20 protein-coding genes and 1 pseudogene are annotated in these 14,330 nt (G+C 61.4%); 15 read left to right on the top strand and 6 right to left on the bottom strand.

Annotated elements, in window-relative coordinates; all coding sequences use genetic code 11:
* Window positions 1-37: 37 nt before the first annotated feature.
* The 5 genes from Q8R73_RS06575 to Q8R73_RS06555 are packed head-to-tail and all read left to right on the top strand — an operon-like array spanning window position 38 to window position 3,742.
* Complete coding sequence (locus Q8R73_RS06575; protein ID WP_305718730.1) at window positions 38-649, top strand: DUF1285 domain-containing protein; 612 nt, start codon at window positions 38-40, stop codon at window positions 647-649.
* 8 nt (window positions 650-657) lie between these two features.
* Window positions 658-1,314 (top strand): CoA pyrophosphatase, encoded by a 657-nt coding sequence (locus Q8R73_RS06570; protein ID WP_371126041.1) that lies wholly within the window; start codon window positions 658-660, stop codon window positions 1,312-1,314.
* Window positions 1,311-1,574: a DUF6111 family protein gene (locus tag Q8R73_RS06565; protein ID WP_305718728.1), complete on the top strand. Its 264-nt coding sequence runs from the start codon at window positions 1,311-1,313 to the stop codon at window positions 1,572-1,574. The genes Q8R73_RS06570 and Q8R73_RS06565 overlap by 4 nt, the downstream gene beginning before the upstream one ends.
* A complete protein-coding gene (locus Q8R73_RS06560) occupies window positions 1,571-2,824 on the top strand; it encodes a CCA tRNA nucleotidyltransferase (RefSeq protein ID WP_305718727.1) in 1,254 nt (417 codons plus the stop codon). Before Q8R73_RS06565 ends, Q8R73_RS06560 begins: the two co-directional genes overlap by 4 nt.
* A 45-nt stretch (window positions 2,825-2,869) precedes the next feature.
* Window positions 2,870-3,742, top strand: a complete 873-nt coding sequence (locus Q8R73_RS06555; RefSeq protein ID WP_305718726.1) for a serine hydrolase — start codon at window positions 2,870-2,872, stop codon at window positions 3,740-3,742.
* 41 nt (window positions 3,743-3,783) lie between these two features.
* Here Q8R73_RS06555 and Q8R73_RS06550 read toward each other — a convergent pair whose 3' ends face one another.
* Window positions 3,784-4,035 carry a YodC family protein gene (locus Q8R73_RS06550; protein WP_305718725.1) on the bottom strand — a complete coding sequence of 84 codons (252 nt, stop codon included), beginning with the start codon at window positions 4,033-4,035 and terminating at the stop codon, window positions 3,784-3,786.
* 162 nt (window positions 4,036-4,197) lie between these two features.
* Between Q8R73_RS06550 and Q8R73_RS06545 the strand changes: the two genes are divergently transcribed.
* The 4 genes from Q8R73_RS06545 (at window position 4,198) to Q8R73_RS06530 (ending at window position 7,089) form a co-directional block, all read left to right on the top strand.
* Window positions 4,198-4,449, top strand: coding sequence for a hypothetical protein (locus Q8R73_RS06545; RefSeq protein WP_305718724.1), 252 nt, complete (start codon window positions 4,198-4,200; stop codon window positions 4,447-4,449).
* Window positions 4,450-4,965: 516 nt separating this feature from the next.
* Window positions 4,966-5,481, top strand: a complete 516-nt coding sequence (locus tag Q8R73_RS06540; protein WP_305718723.1) for an Hsp20/alpha crystallin family protein — start codon at window positions 4,966-4,968, stop codon at window positions 5,479-5,481.
* 156 nt (window positions 5,482-5,637) lie between these two features.
* Window positions 5,638-5,862, top strand: a complete 225-nt coding sequence (locus tag Q8R73_RS06535) for a hypothetical protein (protein WP_305718722.1) — start codon at window positions 5,638-5,640, stop codon at window positions 5,860-5,862.
* A 426-nt stretch (window positions 5,863-6,288) separates the two neighbouring features.
* Window positions 6,289-7,089 carry a sensor histidine kinase gene (locus Q8R73_RS06530; RefSeq protein WP_305718721.1) on the top strand — a complete coding sequence of 267 codons (801 nt, stop codon included), beginning with the start codon at window positions 6,289-6,291 and terminating at the stop codon, window positions 7,087-7,089.
* A gap of 444 nt (window positions 7,090-7,533) precedes the next feature.
* Here Q8R73_RS06530 and Q8R73_RS06525 read toward each other — a convergent pair whose 3' ends face one another.
* The gene (locus Q8R73_RS06525) at window positions 7,534-8,274 is read right to left on the bottom strand and encodes a Crp/Fnr family transcriptional regulator (RefSeq protein WP_305718720.1); all 741 of its coding nucleotides are present in this window, start codon (window positions 8,272-8,274) and stop codon (window positions 7,534-7,536) included.
* 83 nt (window positions 8,275-8,357) lie between these two features.
* Window positions 8,358-8,701: pseudogene (locus Q8R73_RS06520) on the bottom strand (helix-turn-helix domain-containing protein); the annotation flags it as partial.
* Window positions 8,702-9,011: 310 nt separating this feature from the next.
* On the opposite strand from Q8R73_RS06520, the gene Q8R73_RS06515 reads away from it, so the two are divergent.
* The 6 genes from Q8R73_RS06515 (at window position 9,012) to Q8R73_RS06490 (ending at window position 12,868) form a co-directional block, all read left to right on the top strand.
* Window positions 9,012-9,488, top strand: a complete 477-nt coding sequence (locus Q8R73_RS06515; RefSeq protein WP_305718719.1) for a Spy/CpxP family protein refolding chaperone — start codon at window positions 9,012-9,014, stop codon at window positions 9,486-9,488.
* A gap of 115 nt (window positions 9,489-9,603) precedes the next feature.
* Window positions 9,604-9,777, top strand: coding sequence for a CsbD family protein (locus tag Q8R73_RS06510; protein WP_305718718.1), 174 nt, complete (start codon window positions 9,604-9,606; stop codon window positions 9,775-9,777).
* A gap of 169 nt (window positions 9,778-9,946) precedes the next feature.
* Window positions 9,947-10,111 (top strand): DUF3309 family protein, encoded by a 165-nt coding sequence (locus tag Q8R73_RS06505; RefSeq protein WP_305718717.1) that lies wholly within the window; start codon window positions 9,947-9,949, stop codon window positions 10,109-10,111.
* A 311-nt stretch (window positions 10,112-10,422) separates the two neighbouring features.
* On the top strand, window positions 10,423-11,475 hold the full coding sequence (locus tag Q8R73_RS06500; protein ID WP_305718716.1) for a putative zinc-binding metallopeptidase: 1,053 nt from the start codon (window positions 10,423-10,425) through the stop codon (window positions 11,473-11,475).
* Window positions 11,472-12,506, top strand: a complete 1,035-nt coding sequence (locus Q8R73_RS06495; protein ID WP_305718715.1) for an ATP-grasp domain-containing protein — start codon at window positions 11,472-11,474, stop codon at window positions 12,504-12,506. The genes Q8R73_RS06500 and Q8R73_RS06495 overlap by 4 nt, the downstream gene beginning before the upstream one ends.
* Before the next feature lie 155 nt (window positions 12,507-12,661).
* Window positions 12,662-12,868, top strand: a complete 207-nt coding sequence (locus Q8R73_RS06490; RefSeq protein ID WP_305718714.1) for a hypothetical protein — start codon at window positions 12,662-12,664, stop codon at window positions 12,866-12,868.
* Here Q8R73_RS06490 and Q8R73_RS06485 read toward each other — a convergent pair.
* The 3 genes from Q8R73_RS06485 to Q8R73_RS06475 all read right to left on the bottom strand — a co-directional run bounded on the left by Q8R73_RS06485 (window position 12,861) and on the right by Q8R73_RS06475 (window position 13,919).
* Window positions 12,861-13,004: an MAPEG family protein gene (locus Q8R73_RS06485; RefSeq protein ID WP_305718768.1), complete on the bottom strand. Its 144-nt coding sequence runs from the start codon at window positions 13,002-13,004 to the stop codon at window positions 12,861-12,863. The two genes, Q8R73_RS06490 and Q8R73_RS06485, sit on opposite strands and share 8 nt — an antisense overlap.
* A 91-nt stretch (window positions 13,005-13,095) precedes the next feature.
* Window positions 13,096-13,596: an SRPBCC family protein gene (locus tag Q8R73_RS06480; protein ID WP_305718713.1), complete on the bottom strand. Its 501-nt coding sequence runs from the start codon at window positions 13,594-13,596 to the stop codon at window positions 13,096-13,098.
* Window positions 13,593-13,919: a helix-turn-helix transcriptional regulator gene (locus tag Q8R73_RS06475; protein WP_305718712.1), complete on the bottom strand. Its 327-nt coding sequence runs from the start codon at window positions 13,917-13,919 to the stop codon at window positions 13,593-13,595. The genes Q8R73_RS06480 and Q8R73_RS06475 overlap by 4 nt, the downstream gene beginning before the upstream one ends.
* Window positions 13,920-14,330 lie beyond the last annotated feature (411 nt).

Below are 14,330 nucleotides of genomic sequence, written 5' to 3'. Positions count from 1 at the left end.
AATCGTGCCAAATTGAGCGGCAGAGTCAGGGCAAACAATGGCGAAGCAAGGGCAGACCGGCAACCAGGGCCTCGAAGGGCTGACCGCCGCGGCGACGCAAGCTGCGACTACCAGTCCTGCAGCGAAGGGATTGCCGCCGGTGCATTTGTGGAACCCGCCGTTCTGCGGCGATCTCGACATGCGAATCGCCTCTGATGGCAGCTGGTTCTACCTGGGAACGCCGATCGGGCGGCCGGCGCTGGTCCGGCTATTCTCCACGATCCTGAAGCGCGAGGACGGCAAGCACTTTCTCGTGACCCCGGTGGAGAAAGTCGGCATCCAGGTCGACGATGCCCCCTTTCTGGCCGTCGAGATGACCAAGGAAACCGATCAGCGCGGCCGGCTCCTGCGCTTTCGCACCAATGTCGACGACTGGGTGCCGTGCGATTCCGCCCACCGGCTGCGATTCGAGGCCGCCGCCGATGGCGGCCTGACGCCCTATCTGCACGTCCGCGCCGACCTGTGGGCGAAGGTGACGCGGGCGCTTTACTACGATCTGGTTGACATGGGCGAGGAGCGGGTGGTCGATGGTATGACCATGTTCGGGATCGAATCCGGCGGCGAATTCTTTACGATGGCCGATGCGGAGCAGGTGAGGGGCGCGCTTTGAACGAGCCGATGCTGAAGACGGATCCGGCGATCAACTCCATGGAGTTTTTCGATCGCAGCCGGGCGCGGCTGGGCTTCGACGTGCCGCCGGGCTTGATCGATCCCAATATCATTCCAAAGAGCGGCGATCACGGCACCGACCGCATGCTGGAGATCATCGCGCGCGAGCAGCCGGTGCGGCCCGCCGCGGTGCTGATCCCGGTGGTGGACCATCCGCAGCCGACCGTGCTGCTGACCCAGCGCGCCGCGCATCTCACCGATCACGCCGGCCAGATTTCCTTTCCCGGCGGCAAGATCGACGTCACCGACGCCTCGCCGCTCGACGCCGCGCTGCGCGAGGCCGAGGAGGAAATCGGGCTCGACCGCAGGTTCGTCGAGCCGCTCGGCTATCTCGACCTCTACGCGACCGGTTTCGGGTTTCGCATCATGCCGACGGTGGCGCGCGTGAAGCCGGGCTTCAGCCTGCAGATCAACAAGGGCGAAGTGGACGACGCCTTCGAGGTGCCGCTGTCGTTCCTGATGGATCCCGCCAACCACCAGCTGCACAGCAAGGAATTCCGCGGCATGGAGCGTTCCTATTACGCCATGCCGTTCGCCGAACGTTATATCTGGGGCGCCACCGCGGGTATTCTGCGCGTGCTTTATGAACGGATATGCCGGCCATGATCCGTCCGGTGCTCACTGAAATCGGAATTTTCCTGATCCCGTTCGCGGTCTATGCGGCGTTCCTGGTCGCGACCCGCTCCGGACTGCTGGTGTGGTCATCATGGCCGCTGCATATCATCGCCAAACTGACGATCGCCGCCCTGGTGCTGGTCGTCATCAGCTTCGTCCTGCTGGCGCAATATTCCGGGGCGCCGCCGGACTCGACCTACGTACCGGCGCATCTCGAGAACGGCAGGCTGGTCCCCGGAGCCGAAAAATGAGCGCGCGCGTGCTGCCGGACGCGCCCTGGCTCAGATCCGGTCCCACCGCACGCGTGCTCGAACTGCTCAACGGCGGCGGCGAGGAGGCGCGTGTGGTCGGCGGCGCGGTCCGCAACGCGCTGCTGAGAATTCCGGTCGCCGACATCGATATCGCGACCACCGCGCTGCCGGCCGAGGTGATCCGGCGCGCCAAGGCGGCCGGCATCAAGAGCGTGCCGACCGGCATCGACCACGGCACCGTGACGCTGGTAGTCGATGGGCATCCGTTCGAAGTCACCACCCTGCGCGAGGATACCGAGACGTTCGGCCGCAAGGCTGTGGTCGCATTCGGCCGCGACTGGGTCCGCGACGCCGAGCGGCGCGATTTCACCATCAACGGCCTGTCGGTCGATGCCGCCGGAATCTTGCACGACCATGTCGGCGGATGGGATGACATCAGCGCAAGGCGCGTGCGCTTCATCGGCGATCCCGATGCGCGCATCGCCGAGGATTATTTGCGCATCCTCAGGTTCTTCCGCATTCATGCCGCCTACGGCGCGGGAGAGCCCGACCGCGCCGGCACCCTTGCCTGCATCGGCGGGCGTGCCGGCCTCGTCACGCTGTCGGCCGAACGGGTGCGGATGGAAATGCTCAAGCTGATGGTCGCGGGCGGTGCGGCCGTCGCGGTGCAGGCGATGGCGGATGGCGGGCTGCTGCTGCCGATCTTCGGCGGCGTCGCCTATACCGGACCGTTCACCGCGATGATCGCGGCGGAGCGGCAGCTTGGACTGGCGCCGGATCCGGTTCGCCGGCTCGGCGCGCTCGCGGTCGCCGTAACCGAGGACGCCAGGCGCATCGCGCAGCGGATGCGGCTCACCAATGCCGAAGCCAAGGCGCTGGATTCCATGGGACATCGCTGGTGGCGGCTCGGCGGCATGGACGAGGCGGTCGCGCGGCGCAGGCTCTACCGGCTCGGCGCGGACCGCTACCGCGACCGGCTGATGCTGGCATGGGCGCGGGCCGGGCGCGGCGTCGATCCGGCGCCATGGCGCGAACTCGCGACCCTGCCGGCGCGCTGGAGCGCGCCGAAGTTTCCGCTGAAGGCGGCGGATTTCATCGCGCGCGGCATCGCCCAGGGGCCGCTGCTCGGACAGGTGCTGGCGCTGGCCGAAGACGGCTGGCTGGCGGCGAATTTCCCGCTGGAGCCATCCGCGGTGCAGGCCGTCGCCGACCAGGCCGTCGCGCGTTTTACCCGCGACAACAGGCTGTGAGCTGATTGCCGGCTTCGCCGATTAAACGACGGTCGTTTTCGCGTAATGAAAACCCAGGTCGCCATTGTCGAATCAGGACGCATCGTCAGGCATGTCGGTGCCGAAACTGTCGTGCCGTGGTGGAGTTTTACCAAGACGCTGATCGCGGCGGCAGCGCTGGCGCTCGCCCGTGACCGGGCGTTGCGGCTCGACGACCGATTGCCCGGACGGCCTTATTCCCTGCGGCTGCTGCTGCAGCATCGCGCGGGATTGGCGGACTATGGTGACCTCAGGACCTACCACGATGCGGTGTCGCGCGATGAAACCGCGTGGCCATGGCAGACCCTGATGCAGGCGGTCGACGCCGGGCGATTGCGCTTCGAGCCCGGCCGGGGCTGGGGATATTCCAACATCGGCTATCTCATCGCGCGCCGGCATCTGGAAGCGCTGTGCGGTGAAAACCTGAATGCGCTGTTGCGGCGGCTGGTGTTTGATCCCCTCGAGATCGCGGGGCCGCGGCTTGCCGTGACGCGCGGCGATCTCGATGGCGTCACGCTCGGCAGCATCAACTCGTACGATCCGCAATGGGTCTATCATGGTCTCGTCGTCGGAACGTTGCACGATGCGGCGCTGCTGCTGCACCGGCTCCTGACGACGGACTTTCTGCCCGCCGATCTATTGGCGGAGATGACCGGCGGCTGGCCGGTGGGCGGCGCCCCCGAAGGGCGTCCGTGGCGAACCACGGCTTATGGACTCGGCGTCATGACCGGCACAGGCCCCGGGAATGCGCGCGTGATCGGCCACACCGGCGGCGGTCCCGGCAGCGTCATCGCGGTCTACCATCGCCCCGATGCAACTCCGTCGGTTACCACCGCGGCGTTTTCGTGTGGTGAGAACGCCGGCCGGGTTGAGGCCGAGGCGTTCGCACTGCGGCCGTAAGCCGCCGCCGGGTGCACCCGGCGGCATCGCAAGCGATGATCTCAGGCAACCTTGCTTTTCTCGAGCTGTTCCTCGTCCTCGTCTTCAGCTTCGTCTTCTTCGTCGCCTTCCTCCTCGTCATCCGAATCGTCGATTCGGGCCAGTTCGAGGACTGCCAGGGGAAGCGTTTCGCGGAACAGATCGCCTTCTTCGCCCATCCAGATGCATACGATGGCCTGGTCGTGCACCTCTGCGACCGTAACCGGGTGGCCCCCGGATTTCAGAATGACAACATCGCCTGGTTTCAGTTCCATGACTTTCCCTCCGCGCGGATTGACGCTGTTTCACGAATATCGATTTGTCATGACAGGGCGATCACGGCCTCGGCGAGGCGAAGATTTGCGATGCGTGAAAAATGGGGCAGGCGATATTTTTGGTTAGCGCGGGCGGACGCCGGCCGATAGCGGCGATGGACCATGTTGCGACGAGGCGATTATTTTTGCCTCTTCGGCCGCCAGCAGCTTCAAGAGCTTCTCGCGCCGAACCTCGTTGTTGTCGGTCTGCGCGCTGAGCTGTCTTCGGAAAATGGCAATATTCTGCTGATGAACGAATTGTTCCATGGTTCCTCGTTGTCTGTTGCGGCGAAACGCCTGTGTCTAAATGCGGGACAGGCCCCTGATCCAGCCGCGGATATCGGCGGATGCCATTGGATCCTCGGCCGAACGTGAGACAGGTGTCTCGCGGACCGCGTAGGGACAGCCGGCGCAGCCGGGAAATTCAAACAGGCAGAACTCGCGGCACGAGGTGCCGGAAGTCCCGTCTGGCGACATCTTGTCGAGCCGGCATTTGACGGACCCGATTTCGGATGGGGACATGATGCACGCCTTTCGCGGGCCGCGTGGTCACCGGTGTGACTGCGGAGGGTTGGGCGGTGATGCAGGCACCATGGAACATGGCGCTCAATATTGCTGTGCAATATTGCTCATGTGCGGTGAAATCCGGTAATTTAACACCCTCATCTTGTCAGTGAAGCTGACCTAATGAGTGCGACACATACCTGATGAGCTTGCATCGCGGCACAGAGCCCAAGATGCGGCACCCGATGCAGTTACATTCATTGCCCAGCATCATGGGCGTTTTCCGCATCGAAATTTACCGAGCCATTTTTGCGCTACATCAAGGCCGTCGGGACCGCATGGAGCAGGCTGTTTCCTGATCTTTCTTTAAACTGATGGAGAGAGCAGATGAGCCTTCCCAGATTGTGGACCACCAGCCAGGAACTTGCATCCGACCCTTTCAGGGCCATGCGGCGTGAAATGGAAAACGCGTTTCGCGCTTTCGATCAGGGGGCGCCTTCTTCCAGTATTGGGGCGGGCGCGCCGGCAATCAATGTGGCGGAAACCGGGGACGGCTTCGAAGTGACGGCCGAACTTCCCGGCGTGGACGAGAAAGATATCCAAGTCAGCCTGGACGGCAACCAGCTGGTCATCTCCGGCGAGAAGAAGGCGGAGAGCACGAAAGATGAAAAGGACTGGCATGTCGTGGAGCGCAGCTACGGCTCGTTCTATCGGTCGATGTCTCTGCCTTTCGAGCCGGAAGAGGGAGCCGTCGAAGCGCATTTCGACAAGGGCGTGCTTCATCTCGCTATCAGGAAGCCCGCCAAGGCCGTGAAGACCACCAAGACAATCGATATCAAGACGGGAACTCCACCGAGCGCGAGTCCCGTGTCGAACGAGGCCGCACCGGGCAAGGCCGCCTAGTCTTGTACGATCATGCAACAGACCGGAGATCCGACCGTACAAGCCGGTTGCGGTCTCCGGATTTGTCGATCACTTTTCCGAAGCCGTGATGGGTTTGCGGCGTGAATGCGCTTTACGAGCCGCCTGTTACGCTTCTGCAATACGATGAGAGCTCCGATGAAGAGGCCAGTTCGCTCAGTGGACAAGCCTGAACAGAATGCGCCGCGCGCCGACAGGCCGCCGAGGGCAGGATTTGTGCTCGTTGTCGACGGTCACTTCAAGTCGGAGTTTGACACACTTGAAGCTGCTGAATCATCGGGTCGGAAAATGAAATCGGCCTATCCGATGCTCCAGATCGAAATTTATGACGCCGTTACCAAGGTCCGGACCCTTTTGAGTTAGGAAACCCAGCCCCTTCTCGTAGGGAGCGGAAAATGGCGTTCTCGATACAGACACCAAGAATTTGTATGTCGAGCGCGAGGTGGCGCATTTGGAGACCGGCATCGCGGGCACAGTCGAATACCAAACAGCGACGATGGACTATTTGACGCAAGGCGGTCAAACCGCCGGCCACCGCGAACTGTGGCGCCTGCTGAGAACTCTTCAATGAGGACAGCGACAGCGCCGGATCCTCTCGCCAGAAATAGGCTCGCCGCACCTCTTCATGGTCCTGATGAACCTTCACCGTTCGCAGGCTCCCGTGAGATCTCACGCGCCGCCAGACACTTCTTCGAAGTCGGTCGATTGGATGTCGGACATCATTGATTTGCATCAATCCAACGCCCTTTTGCGCGCCTAGGCTCATTTCATGTCGGAATTCAACCTCTCGTGGCGGCCGATATCATGAGTGATGAACCTTCTTCGGAATGCCTGCGCAGGGGCGTCATCTTTCGAAACCCCGATCAATGCCTGCCTGCTGCGGAGCCGACGAACGACGGGCTCGTGGAGATTCAACTGAAAAAAGCGCTTGCGAAATGCGAGGCGCTGCTTCTTGAAAAAGACGAGTTGATCCACAGACAGGAGTTATTGAAGGACGAATCGGATCATCGATGGCTGAACGATCTGCAGATGACCATCAGTCTTCTTTCCATGCAAAGCAGGAATTCAGCAAATCCGGAAGTGGCTGAGCAATTGGCCGCGGCGGCAAACCGGGTATCCATGATTGCGCGTATCCATCGCCGACTTAACTCCTACAAGGGTGCCGGAACAATCGAGTTCAGGAAATTTCTGGAAGACTTTTGTCGGGATTTCTCGACCCTTTTGTCTTCGGATGGACCCTGCTGCAAGATCAGCATCGAAGGCGGTGAAGTAATTCTGCCGGCCAGCATCGGCATCCCGCTCGGCTTCATCGCCAGCGAATTGATCACGAACGCGGCGAAGTACGGTGCGGGGCGGATCGCCATCAGGTTGGAGGCGGCTCCGAAGCATGGTTACGTGCTTTCCGTGGCCAATGATGGCCCGGCATTGCCCGAGGGGTTCGACCCCGCCGCCAGCAACGGGCTCGGGATGAAAATTATCCAGTCATTCGTCAGACAGATCAACGGCGAGTTGAGGATCGGCCGAGCCGAAGACGGATCGGGCGCGCGTTTTACCGTGCTGTTTCCAGTACCGTCGGCAGCAGACGATTAGTCTATAGCCGCCGCCATCGTCACCATCCTGGATTTAAACCTCCCGTCTGTGGCGTAGGCCACCGACAGGCCGTGCATCGCCGTGCCATGATTGGCGTTCCCCGATCAAGGACGCGCACAGTGCTGGATTCGAATCAATCGCAGGAGTTCGAGCAGGAAGACCTGCGCCGGGCGGCGGGCTGCATGCAGATGGCGCGCGGCGACCTCGGCGCGGCCCTGAAATCCGAGATCAGGCGGCTGGCTGGCGGACAGTCGGCCGATCGGGAGTCTGCGCGAAAGCACGAACTCGCCTGCTTGCGGATGGCGTCGGATTGCATGGAATTGGTGGGCGCCATCCAGGACCCAGCTTTGCAGCGGCGCTTCCTTGAACTGGCCAGACAGCTGACCGCGGTGACTGAACCCGCCCCGACACCCGCACTCGCGACGTCGATCCGAAGCCTGTCGCCTATCGCTTGCGTTGAGAGGTGTTTCCCTGGACCGCGGTCGATGGCGGGATCAGGAAGGCATCGAACCTCTCCTTGACGATGGCGTAGCATTCGCAGGATGCCTTTTCGAGGCCAGCGCGATCGACGATCCGGATCTTGCCGCGGCGGTAGCTGATCAGCCCGGCCGACTGCAGCGCCTGTGCCGCCATGGTTACCGACTTGCGGTTGGCGCCGAGCATCTCGGACAGGAATTCGTGCGTGTAAGGCAGCGCTTCGCCCTGGGCGCGATCATGCATCATCAGGAGCCAGCGGCACATCCGTTGCTCGGTATTGTGCAGGGCATTGCACGCGACGGTCTGTTGCACCTGCGACAGCAGCGTCTCGGAATAACTGACAAACAGGTTGCGGACGTGTTCGCTGTTCCTGAACTCCGATTGCAGCAGTTCGATCGGACAGCGGACCATGCCGCCCTCGAGTTGCACCAGGCACCGGTTGAACGAGACCCGGCTGTACATGGCGGCAAACAGGCCGAACGCTCCCTCGCGACCGATGTTCGCGGTCTCGATCGCCGAGCCGTTCTCCAGCACGGTCAGCAGCGATAGCACCGAGCCCTCCGGAAAATAGGCGTGTTTGAGCAGGCCGCCTGCTTCACAAACCACCGTGCCGAGCTTGAGCTCGACCGGCTCGAGATGGGGGTCGATACGCAGCCGGCTGGAAACTTCCAGCGCGCCCAGCAACCGGTTGCCTTTCGGCTCAGCCATCCGAAGCGTCGGCATTGGATCCGATCTGTCTGCCGCGCAGCCGGCAGACGCTGTATAAAACTGACCACATGGCCGCCGGCCGGCTAATCCCTCCGGATCTGCGGCGTATCATGAAAAACGGCGTTCAGCAGCGACGTGTGAACTTCGATCTTGCCGTTATAGCTGATGAAGCCGAGCTTTCGGAATTTGTTCATGAAAAAGCTCACCCGCGACCGTGTGGTGCCGATCATCTCCGCCAAGGTCTCCTGGCTGACACGAATCCTGATCGGCTCGAGGCCGCCGTCCTTGCCGAAGTTTGCCAATAGCAGCAGTCGCGCCAGCCGCTTCTCGCTCGAATTGAACAGCTGATCGACCAGATTCTCTTCAATGCGGCTGTTGCGGGACAGCAGATGGGACATTGAAAGAGTTCGGTAAATGCCGGCTGGTTCGTCTCCTGGGCTGCTATCGGCCTCGCCAGCCCGTTTCGGAGCTGCAAGCCGATGTCCGATAACGGGCACATGTTTGTCTTAGTTCAAAGCTTCCCGTAGCGGAAACGAATGTTCGGTATGCGACACGAGTTTGACTTGCATCAAGGCAGTTCCGCCATCTTGACCTCATCTTTGATTGTGAGCTCGGCAGCGGGCTTCGGCCATCCCTGACTGTCTCGCCGCTGCGGAGGACCAGGTTAAGGCGCCTAATCAATCGCTGAGCGCCCTTGCGCGACGAACCCGAACTCGAAATCATCAAAGGAGGACGTCATGCGAAAGACCCTCATCCTCGTTACAGCTGCGGCGATGCTGGCTGGTACGGCAATTTCCGGGTCAGCGGTTGCGAGAGACCGTTCGGACCGCACAGAATTGACCGCGGGACAGATCACGGATCAGGCGGCGGCACGCGCCGCCCAGATGAAGGCTGACCTGCGCCTCACTCCGGAGCAAGAGACGAATTGGCCTGCATTTGAAACCGCTGTGGTGGATATGTGGAAGAAGCGGACCGAAGCGCGGATTGCATGGCGAACGGCTCACGCCAGACAACAGGGTAGCGTCGACGTTCTCGACGAAATGCGCAAGGACGCCGACCAGCAGATCGACCAGGCGAATGCGCGGAAGAAGCTCGCAGACGCCGCCCAACCGCTTTACAGCAGCCTCGACGATCGGCAAAAGCGGCGCTTTTCCGAAACACTTTTCAGCAGGGATCGTGACTTTCGCAGGGATCGTCATCGCCGCGGCTACTGAGTGGAACGCTTTCTGACTGCAATCGATTCACGCGTGCCAGCAACGACCGCCAGTCAACGCCGGAGCACAGCAGAGGCTATCGTTTCCCCATTTCGCCACATCGGAGGACACAGCTATGGACAAAGACCGGATCGCTGGATCAGCGAAGCAGGTCAAGGGCACCGTCAAGCAGGCGGTCGGCAAGGTGGCCGGCGACGCCAAGCTGGAGGCGGAAGGCAAGGCGGACAAGATTGAGGGTCAGGTTCAGAACGCCATCGGCGGCCTCAAGGACACGCTCAAGGGAAAATAGATCAGGTACGACCCTGTTCCTCATGGCCGCCTTCGTCATTTCCCTCGCAACAAAAGGGCGCCGTCTTGCCGGCGACGCTGCTGCATAGCTGGCAGGAATGAAGCTCAAGGCTTCGCGAACCAGCAGGAGACTCAACCCCTAACTCAGGACTCACAAAGGGATTCAGACCATGTCGCTCGGACTTATACTCGTCATCATTCTCGTCATCTTCCTGCTTGGCGGCTTCAGTGGTCGCTTCGGTGGCTACGGCTACGGCTTCGGTCACGGCGGCATGGGCATCATCGGTGTCATCCTGGTCATTCTCCTCGTCTTGCTGCTCTTGGGCCGGCTTTGATGATTTCTGCGGCGCTGCGAAGTTTGCTCCTGAGAATTGAGCGAGAATCCCAGGGGCAACTCGCTGATTTATCGGCATGCAGCCAAATGGCCTTGAGCATGACCTGGCCATGCACGAGGAATTCGTCGCATTCCGGCATCGTTCTCTTGCCAGTTCCAATCGCCGGAAGCCGAAATCGATCAGGATACGCCTAAGTCCGAAAGTGCTCTCAAAGCTGGCGTGAGCCACTGAACGACGGCAGGTCGTCAAGACTCGCAGCCAGACTCGCCGGTTGTGGCCGGCAGTATCCTGTGACACCATTCAGATGCCTGTTGTTTGGCTTCTGGATGCCCATGCCACTTCGGAAATATCCCTGGGAGACGCTGTCGGATGAGCAGCTGCTCGAGCAGCGCCTCAGTAGTCTGAGGGTGACGGTCGAAGGCACCTGGCTCGAGGGTTGCCTCGGAACCCTCCATGAGGAGCTTCAGGCGCGAGACATCCGGCTGCGGCCACACGCATGGATATCGAGCGAATGGTTCAGTCCGGCAGGTGTGCCGGGCATCGCCATCCCGTTCTATCTCGCCCATCCCCGCCTCATGAAAATCGAGAAGAAAATGATGCTCGATGTCGAGGGCGGCACCTGGTCCGCGTGCATGGCCATTCTGCGCCACGAGGCAGGCCATGCCATGCAGCATGCCTTTCAGCTGCAACGCCGCCGGCGATGGCAGCAATTGTTCGGCCCGTCTTCGAAGCGCTACCCGCGCTACTACCGGCCCAATCCGGCCAGCCGGGGTTATGTTCAGCATCTTCGGCTCTGGTATGCGCAGAGCCATCCGGACGAGGATTTCGCCGAAACCTTCGCGGTTTGGTTGCGGCCCCGGTCGAGCTGGCGGACACGGTATGCCGGCTGGCCGGCGCTGAAGAAGCTTGAATATGTCGACGAGCTGATGGCCGAGATTGCCGGCAAGCGGCCGCCGGTCATGAATCGGGAGCGTATCGATCCGCTGCATCAGCTTGGTCAAACGCTTGGCGAGCACTACGAGAAAAAGCAGGCGTTCTACGCGTTCAAGGCGCCGAAGACCTATGATCGCGACCTTTCCCGTCTCTTTTCCAGCGATCCACGGCATCGTCGGGCGCAACCGGCCTCGGTTCTCATCAGGCGACACCGCGCCCAAATCAGGCAGCTGGTCGCGCGGTGGACGGGCGAGAACCAGCTTACCCTCGATGCCGTACTCGACGACATGATTTCCCGCTGCCGCGAACTCGATCTGCGTGCCGCCGGCTCCGAGCGGAAGCTGGTGACCGATTTCACCATCCTGTTGACCGCCAAGACCATGCACGCGCTGTTCGGCCCGTCCTCGCGGCGCAAATGGATCGCGCTATGAGGCGCCTTCGCGTTCTGGTGCTGATGCATCCGGACTTCGTGCCCCCGGACTCCGCCGACGGATACACCGCGCGGGAAATCAACGCATGGAAAACCGAATTCGACGTCGTGAACACGTTGCGCGCGGCCGGACACCAAGTTCACGCGCTCGGCGTCCAGGAGGAAATCAAGCCGGTGCGCGTGGAGATCGAAAGCTTCAAGCCGCATGTGGTGTTCACCTTGCTGGAGGAGTTTCACAATGAGTCCATGTATGACCAGCACATCGCAAGCTATCTCGAACTGATGCAGATCCCCTACACCGGCTGCAATCCGCGCGGTCTGATCCTGGCGCGCGGCAAGGATCTTTCGAAAACCCTGGTGCACCACCGCCGCATCGCGGTGCCGGCCTTCGCCGTGTTTCCGATGCGCCGCAAGGTCAAGCGGCCGACGCGTCTTGCGCTGCCGCTGATCGTGAAGAGCCTGAACGAGGATGGATCCTTCGGCATCTCGCAGGCATCCATCGTCGACACGGACGAGAAGCTCGCGGAGCGCGTCGCCTTCGTCCACGAGCGGATCGGAACGGCCGCGATCGCCGAGCAGTACATCGAGGGACGTGAGCTCTATGTCGGCGTGCTCGGCAACAATCGGCTGCGGGTTCTGCCGGTCTGGGAACTGAAGTTCGGCAGCATGGGCGGTCAGGGGGCACGGCAGATAGCCACCGAAAAGGTCAAACACGATCCCGGCTATCAGGAACGCGTCGGGATTGTGGACGGGCCGGCCGAAGACCTTGCGCCGGAGGTATCCGCCCGCATTCAGCGAACGGCGAAACGCATCTACCGCACCCTGGGGCTCGATGGATACGCACGGATCGACTTTCGTCTCACCGCCGACGGCACTCCGTATTTCATCGAAGCGAACCCCAATCCGGAAATAGCGAAGAGCCAGGAATTCGCGACAGCCGCGCTTCATGACGGGCTCGATTACCCTGCCCTGTTGCATCGTATTCTGGCCCTCGGAATCAGCCGGGCGAAGGCTGGGGCATCCGTAGGCTGAAGGGCGCCAAAAAAGGTCTTGCACAGCGGCGGTGAACGCTCGGAGTTTCAGACGGCATCGCATGGCAAAAAGTCAGGTCACGACCGGGTAAGGCGACCTCCCGCTGTCGCAGACGTTCTGGAATTGGGCTGTGGCCGGCGGAAATTGTGGTCATCTTGCTCACGTCAGTTTCGTTTCTGGTGCTGATCATGAACGACCTGATCGTCACGGCCCTTGTCGTCGGTTACGTACTTTCGGTAACCTACAATCTCGTCGCAACGGTCGGGGTCGGGCGATCGGCTGGACGCTACGAGGGTGAGCGCCGCTGGGCCGACCTCGCACGCATTGTTACGGTTGGCGGAATGATCATGAACGTCACCTGACCGATGGCAGGAAAATCGGCATCCATTCAACGGTGTTGAGATGGGCGCGGATCGTTCTTTCCAGCACCGCATCGCCGGTCATCACCGGAGCCGGAATGCCGACTTTCGTGCGCGTGCGTGCGACCTGTACGGCCATGCCGAACACCGATCGTGCTGAGCAGCGTAATGATTCCGACGTGGTAGTAGGATTGCATCTGTCCTCCACTGATTCTGAAGGAACGGGTTTGCTAAGTCGCGGCTGCGCCTTCTGCACGGGCTGCAAACATTGCCAGGAGCCGGCCCCAGTCGCCTTCGCTATCGAATATCCGACGCATTTCCTCGTGGCGCGCGCCGTACCGGTCGAGCTTGCGATGCTCCAGCTCCACGCGCGTAACGTCGCTGGATTCCGAAACGAACCGTATTTCAATTTCGGTTTTCAGGTCCGGGTCATACTGCCAATTTGCGTCGATGTCCCATGACAGCACCAGCCGCGACGGCGGTTCCCACGTGAGAACGCTTCCCCATTGGCAATCGCTGCCATCCTCTCCGCGTTCGTACCAGCGCCCGCCCGCGAACGGTTCAATGAACGCATCCACCGCAGCCGACTTCCCGATCCTGTAGACGTGCAGCGGCCACCAGCTGCCAAGGTTCTCGGTGAACACGCGCCAGGCGACGCGCTGCGGCGCCTTGACCGTGAGGGCCTTTCGTACGCTGTTCGGATCGGTCGTTGATGCAGCAATGCCAGTCATCGAGTTTCCCTTTCACGCGCAGCTTCTTTCTCGGCCGCATCCCTGAAGGCCATCAGCGTCTTGTCCCAGAAGCCATCCAGCCAGCCTCGCAGTGCCGTGAGGCCGCGCGTATCCACCGAGTAAATCCGCCGCGTGCCCTCCACACGGACAACCGCCAATCCGGCTGTCTTGAGAACCTTCAAATGTTGCGAGACGGCGGGGCGGCTTACGCTGAGGCCCCTGGCAACTTCCTCCACCGATTTGTTGCCACCCTTGAGCCGCTTGAAAATCAGCCGGCGCGTTGGATCGCCCAACGCATCCAATGTCCGTTCAGCGAGAAGCATGGCGAACTCCTGATGAAGTCTTAACCGTAAGTATAAACTTACGGAGTGTCAAGCAGGCTTCCGGGTGAACCGTCGCCCTCCGCCTGATGCGGTTGCGACTTGGGCGCTTTCGGTGCCGGAAGGATGCAACGAACCGCGGCCAGCGCTGGAACAGCCAGATCGTTGATCTGTGTCAAAGCAGCATCCGCCGTGCTGTGTGCTCGGGGCAATTGTCCGCTGCCGGGCTCGTGCGGCTTGGTTATTGGCTTTGCTGCCGGATGAACTGCGCTATCGACGACGTTCGCTTGACGCGGTTGCATGTGCGGAGAAGGAGTCCGCACCCTGAATTAATGCCAGTGATTTGCCGGACGCAGCTGCTGGCATTACGCATGCCAGGGCGCGGCCTGTATCTGTGCATGGGGTTGTTTTCGA

This window comes from Bradyrhizobium sp. (assembly GCF_030697065.1).
Lineage (GTDB): Bacteria > Pseudomonadota > Alphaproteobacteria > Rhizobiales > Xanthobacteraceae > Bradyrhizobium.
The sequence above is the reverse complement of the archived record's forward strand: the minus strand, read 5'-3'. Positions and strand labels throughout refer to the sequence as shown.

Coding starts and splice junctions, on each gene's coding strand:
- Q8R73_RS06575 (WP_305718730.1), top strand. CDS start 38: ATGGCGAAGCAAGGGCAGACCGGCAACCAGGGCCTCGAAGGGCTGACC.
- Q8R73_RS06570 (WP_371126041.1), top strand. CDS start 658: ATGCTGAAGACGGATCCGGCGATCAACTCCATGGAGTTTTTCGATCGC.
- Q8R73_RS06565 (WP_305718728.1), top strand. CDS start 1,311: ATGATCCGTCCGGTGCTCACTGAAATCGGAATTTTCCTGATCCCGTTC.
- Q8R73_RS06560 (WP_305718727.1), top strand. CDS start 1,571: ATGAGCGCGCGCGTGCTGCCGGACGCGCCCTGGCTCAGATCCGGTCCC.
- Q8R73_RS06555 (WP_305718726.1), top strand. CDS start 2,870: ATGAAAACCCAGGTCGCCATTGTCGAATCAGGACGCATCGTCAGGCAT.
- Q8R73_RS06550 (WP_305718725.1), bottom strand. CDS start 4,035: ATGGAACTGAAACCAGGCGATGTTGTCATTCTGAAATCCGGGGGCCAC.
- Q8R73_RS06545 (WP_305718724.1), top strand. CDS start 4,198: ATGTTGCGACGAGGCGATTATTTTTGCCTCTTCGGCCGCCAGCAGCTT.
- Q8R73_RS06540 (WP_305718723.1), top strand. CDS start 4,966: ATGAGCCTTCCCAGATTGTGGACCACCAGCCAGGAACTTGCATCCGAC.
- Q8R73_RS06535 (WP_305718722.1), top strand. CDS start 5,638: ATGAAGAGGCCAGTTCGCTCAGTGGACAAGCCTGAACAGAATGCGCCG.
- Q8R73_RS06525 (WP_305718720.1), bottom strand. CDS start 8,274: ATGGCTGAGCCGAAAGGCAACCGGTTGCTGGGCGCGCTGGAAGTTTCC.
- Q8R73_RS06515 (WP_305718719.1), top strand. CDS start 9,012: ATGCGAAAGACCCTCATCCTCGTTACAGCTGCGGCGATGCTGGCTGGT.
- Q8R73_RS06510 (WP_305718718.1), top strand. CDS start 9,604: ATGGACAAAGACCGGATCGCTGGATCAGCGAAGCAGGTCAAGGGCACC.
- Q8R73_RS06505 (WP_305718717.1), top strand. CDS start 9,947: ATGTCGCTCGGACTTATACTCGTCATCATTCTCGTCATCTTCCTGCTT.
- Q8R73_RS06495 (WP_305718715.1), top strand. CDS start 11,472: ATGAGGCGCCTTCGCGTTCTGGTGCTGATGCATCCGGACTTCGTGCCC.
- Q8R73_RS06485 (WP_305718768.1), bottom strand. CDS start 13,004: ATGGCCGTACAGGTCGCACGCACGCGCACGAAAGTCGGCATTCCGGCT.
- Q8R73_RS06480 (WP_305718713.1), bottom strand. CDS start 13,596: ATGACTGGCATTGCTGCATCAACGACCGATCCGAACAGCGTACGAAAG.
- Q8R73_RS06475 (WP_305718712.1), bottom strand. CDS start 13,919: ATGCTTCTCGCTGAACGGACATTGGATGCGTTGGGCGATCCAACGCGC.